This window comes from Pseudochrobactrum sp. AO18b (assembly GCF_000409565.1).
Lineage (GTDB): Bacteria > Pseudomonadota > Alphaproteobacteria > Rhizobiales > Rhizobiaceae > Pseudochrobactrum > Pseudochrobactrum saccharolyticum.
Window position 1 is genome coordinate 1 of record NZ_ANNO01000251.1, and the last position, 2,385, is coordinate 2,385.

Here is a 2,385-nt window from a genome sequence, read left to right on the forward strand (position 1 = left end):
TCAGGTTGATAAAGCGGCGGAACAGGTAGAACGAGTCTTCAGGACCCGGTGATGCTTCCGGATGGTGCTGTACCGAGAAGACCGGCTTGCCGATAATCCGCAATCCGCAATTTGTACCGTCAAACAGCGAGATGTGGGTTTCTTCCACGCCTGAAGGCAGGCTGTCCGCATCCACCGCAAAGCCGTGGTTCATCGATACGATTTCAACTTTACCGGTTGTGTGATCTTTCACCGGATGGTTGCCGCCGTGATGACCCTGATGCATCTTCACTGTCTTGCCGCCTGTTGCCAGTGCCAGCATCTGGTGGCCGAGGCAGATACCAAACAGCGGAATGTCAGTTTCAATCAGTTTTTTAATGGTTGGCACTGCGTATTCACCGGTAGCCGCCGGATCGCCAGGGCCGTTGGACAGGAATACGCCGTCCGGATTGTGTGCCAGAATATCTTCAGCGCTTGCTGTCGCCGGAACAACCGTTACCTTGCCGCCGAGATCTGCAAACAGACGAAGAATGTTGCGTTTGATACCATAGTCAACCGCAACGACATGGAACTGTTCTTCTGTCTGGCTGCCATAGCCTTCATTCCAGACCCATGACTTTTCTGTCCATACGGAAGACTGGCCGGAAGTAACATCTTTAGCGAGGTCGAGGTCTACGAGACCAGCCCATGCTGCCGCGCGTTTTTTCAGAGCCGGAATGTCGAAATTGCCGCTCGGATCGTGAGCGATCACGGCATTGGCTGCGCCTTTTTCACGGATCAGGGCGGTCAGTGCGCGCGTATCAACATTGCTGAGGCCGATAATGCCGTGCTGCTTCAGCCACTTGTCGAAATCCTGTGTGGCGCGGTAGTTTGAAGGGGCGGTAATATCAGCCTTGATAATTGTGCCGACTGCGCCGGAGCGGCTGGCCGGATTTAGGCGCTCGCTGTCTTCTTCATTGGTGCCGACATTGCCGATATGCGGGAATGTGAAAGTCACGATCTGGCCTGCATAGGACGGATCGGTCAGAACTTCCTGATAACCGGTGAGGGAGGTGTTGAAGCAGACTTCCGCTTCAATCGCGCCGACTGCGCCGACACCTTTGCCTTCGATCACTGTGCCATCCGCCAAAACAAGAACAGCTGTTGGTTTGGAAGTCGTCCAGGGTGCGGTTTTGGGTGTGGTTTCGGTCATTGAGGCACTCCTGATCAAAATTGCGCGCTGTGCTGTTAGAGCATAACACCTTAAACTTGAATCAGTTTAAGGATAAATTATGCTCCAATTTTAAAGTGTTAGAGCGAGTTTTGTGCGCCCAACAGGGCGCCCGGCGCTCTAAGTATGTCGCGTCCGTAACCGGCTTTGTGGTCGGCCATCTGAACGGCAACTATGTGTTATATGTGCAGATGCAACCCGGTATGATAAACACCAGATGTGCAAAAACGCGCCGGATACAATGAGCTCCGTCGCGAGAATGAAAAAAATCTTCTGCTAAGATTAATAATGTAAAGAAATCTTGCCCTGCGGTCAATTGCTGTGACGGATATTTTCGCGGGAAAAGCGGCGGTCAATATGCGGCTAGTAATTTGGGCTTATCAAGACAGCCAGAAAAAGCCGGTTTCTGCTTGCATAATGCGGAGGCATAATGAGGTTGCGGAAAGAAAATAATCTGATGGTTTTGCCAAGACTGCAAATTGCGCTATAAGGCCTTTGATTTGCTTATTCCGGCCAGCTTTATTGCATTCAGGAGCGTATCGCCTTTATTCTGTTCTGTGCGCACGCTCTGATTTCTGTAAAATTTGCATCATGCGCGTGTTTATAAAAAGACAACTGACCGCGCCTTGCTCTGACCGGATTTTATAAATTTAACAGGCCGGATACGAATATATAATGCTGTCCTGCCAAGGAGATAAGAAATGCTGCGTCAGGAAATTTCGCAAGCTCTGACAACGGCTATGAAAGCCCATGAAAAAATGCGTGCTTCAACGCTGCGCCTGATTATGGCTGCTCTGAAGGATCGCGACATTGCCAATCGCGGTGCAGGCAAAGACCCTGTATCGGATGATGAGATTCTGGCAATTCTTGCCAAGATGATCAAGCAGCGTGAAGAATCCGCCAAAATGTACGAAGAAGGCAATCGTATTGAACTGGCTGAAAATGAACGCGCTGAAATCGAGATCATCAGAGAATTTCTGCCTCAGCAGTTGAGCGATGAAGAAATTCGCGCCAACAGCGCCGCTGCCATTGCCGAAGTCGGTGCGGAAGGCCTGCGCGATATGGGTAAGGTAATGGCGGTTCTTAAAGAACGTTATACCGGCCAGATGGATTTCGCCAAGGCCAGCGGTGTGCTGAAAGAACTGCTCGGTAGCTGATCCTGAATAATTAAGAATAAAGAAAAAGCCCGCGATTAA

General features: G+C 50.5%; 2 protein-coding genes. One reads left to right on the forward strand and one right to left on the reverse strand.

From position 1 onward, the window contains the following. On the reverse strand, positions 1-1,171 hold a 1,171-nt coding region (gene carA, locus A918_RS0110255), incomplete at its 3' end, for a glutamine-hydrolyzing carbamoyl-phosphate synthase small subunit (protein ID WP_022710975.1). Positions 1,172-1,890: 719 nt separating this feature from the next. On the opposite strand from carA, the gene A918_RS0110260 reads away from it, so the two are divergent. After that, the gene (locus A918_RS0110260; protein ID WP_022710976.1) at positions 1,891-2,346 is read left to right on the forward strand and encodes a GatB/YqeY domain-containing protein; all 456 of its coding nucleotides are present in this window, start codon (positions 1,891-1,893) and stop codon (positions 2,344-2,346) included. The last annotated feature ends 39 nt before the right edge of the window (positions 2,347-2,385 follow it).